Consider the following 2,538-nt stretch of genomic DNA (forward strand, 5'->3'; position numbering starts at 1 on the left):
TCCACGGCACTGGTGCGATACACCCGCGTCCACTCAAACGGCAAAACCCCGTCCAGCGTGCCGTCAACCAGTGTCAGCAATTCCTCGCCGGTGACCATCGACACCGGGCAACCATTGGTTACGGTTTTGTCCGCAGAGGCCGCCGCATCCCCGTTCTGGTTCTTACCCGACGCAGGCACATCATCGACATGTTCCTGCCTGACCAGCGCCGTCTGCTGCGTCTTGCTACGAACCGCAGGCACCGGGTTCGAGACCAACGTTTCCCCAGCCTTTAAGGGCACAGCCGGAATCGTCTTGATCGACGTCGCCGCGCTACCGAGCAACAAAGGCTTCACCGCGTCGGCGTGCGCTTCCAACTTGGGCACCACAAGCTGCTCAGCCAGCGTCTCTAACCACTTACGTGCACGTCCGGATTTGATATGACTCAAGACCTGAACACCCAGGCGAATCCGAACCCCCATGCCTCGCGTCGACCAGATCAAAAACAGGTTAATCAACACCTCGCCGGTGATTTCCCCCATCAACTCATTCATTTCCGGCGGCGGTAGCATCCGCATCCAGCTGACCATCGCCGACAGATAGATAAACAACAGCGGTTCATCGCTAAGCACCAACAGGCCATTGGCAATGGCGTCGTTACCCAGCTTCAAAAGCTCATCAAGTTCGGCTTGGGAGACGTATTGCAGCAACTTCTCGCTGTTAGGTTTTATGTCCGCCAGCACGTCATACAGCAGCGTAATGTTGTCCCACAGGCTGTAGAGCGCGTTGCCCATGCCGCTGAGAAATGCCGCTTCCAGCATCCTGCGTCGGTCAAGCGGCTTGGCGTCCGTATAGTCTTTCCACTGAGCTTGAAAGGTGCTGTTCCACTCTTCGCGCAGACGAACGTCCAACCCCTCGATCACAGACTGATAAGACGCATACAGCGCCTTGACGTGATCCTTGGAAACGTTGGGATAAAAATTGATTCGGTACTTCTGGTTGCGATCACACTCGTTGATTTCGAGGATGCCGCTCGGGCCGATGGTCTTGTAGATCGGTTCGCCCAGGGGGCCGCCTTTGGGGTCGACGCGTTGCAGTACCACCGGCGTGTTGCCGATGGGCACAAATCGCGAGCTCTGAAACATGTGCACCAGGGTCAACGTGCCATTGGTTTGGCAGGTGGCGACGGTGCTGCTGGGAATGATGGCGCGGTTGATGGGGGCGACCAGCGCCACCTCTTCTCCGACCTTGAATATCTGCTCGACATCCAGCGCCGAAAAGCTCCAAAAGCTCTCAGCCCACTCGTCAAAGGTGTTCAGGCACCCCCGGAAATCACGCAAGACGCTTTCAACATCGATCGTCTTTACATCCATTGGGGTCAGGGCCAGCCTGCCAATGGCCGGATTCAAAACACAGCCCCAACTATCAGGGCACCAACGAAAATAACCATCTGCAATCCCTCGCACTGTGTGATCAGGCGAAGGACTTTGCAGAGGTTTTCAAGAAAGGGCTGTAGAGCTTATCCCGCCTTAACGTGGGACGTTTCAGCAGCTTTCGTGCGCTTTCGGCCAAGCACCAAGCTGCACAGCGCCGGCAGGAACAACAGCGTCAACACCGTACCCACCAGCACCCCGCCAATCAGCACATAAGCCAGGGACGACCAGAACACCGACAGCGTCAGCGGAATAAACGCCAGCGCCGCCGCCAGCGCGGTCAATATCACTGGCCTTGCACGTCGCACCGTGGCTTCGATAATGGCCTCGTGAATCGCCATGCCGTGTTCCTCGTTCTGGCGAATCTGGTCAGTAAAGATCAGCGTGTTGCGCATCAGGATGCCGCCGATGCCGATCAACCCCAGAATCGCGTTAAACCCGAAGGGCTGGTTGAACAGCAACAAGGTCGGCACGGCGCCAATCAAGCCCAAGGGCGCGGTGGCGAAAACCATGAACATCACGCCGAACGAGCGCACCTGGAACATGATCACCGTGAGCGTCAGCAGGATCATGATCGGGAACAATGCGGCGAGGGCGACGTTGGCCTTGGCGCTTTCTTCCACCGGGCCGCCGATGTCGATCTGGTAACCGGCGGGAAGTTTGCCAATCAGCGGTTGCAGGTCCTTGTACACGGCCATTTCCACGTCGGGGGGTTGCACGCCGTCGATGATGTCGGCGCGCACTTCCACGGTGGTGGCGCGGTTGCGGCGCTTGAGGATCGGCTCCTCCATGACAGCCTGGAAATGCCCGACCTGGGCCAGCGGCACCGACGTGCCGGCGCTGTTGGTCAGGGTCATGTTGTTGAGGTTGCCCAGGTTCTCGCGCTGGTTGCCCTGGGCACGGGCGACGACGGACACGGTGCGGTTGCCCTCGCGGACTTCGGTAATCGGGTTGCCGCTGAGCAAGGCATTCAGCTGGGATTTGACCTCGTTGGGGGTGAAACCCAGCAGGCGCAGGCGGTCCTGATCCACTACCAGGCGATAGCCGCTGGTGCGCTCGCCCCAGTCGAGGAAGGCGTCTTTTGTCAGCGTGTTCGCGGCGACGACTGCGCGCACCTCCTCGGACA

Annotated in this window: 2 protein-coding genes; both read right to left on the reverse strand. The window is 58.9% G+C overall.

Features of this window, described 5'->3' with window-relative positions:
* Positions 1 to 1,388, reverse strand: a 1,388-nt coding sequence (locus WBB95_RS00410) for a DUF6531 domain-containing protein (protein ID WP_424485795.1), incomplete at its 3' end; no start/stop codon positions are given.
* 110 nt (positions 1,389 to 1,498) lie between these two features.
* Positions 1,499 to 2,538: efflux RND transporter permease subunit (locus tag WBB95_RS00415; RefSeq protein WP_424485796.1), on the reverse strand; the 1,040-nt coding region annotated here is incomplete at its 5' end.

It is taken from the genome of Pseudomonas sp., assembly GCF_049645325.1.
Lineage (GTDB): Bacteria > Pseudomonadota > Gammaproteobacteria > Pseudomonadales > Pseudomonadaceae > Aquipseudomonas.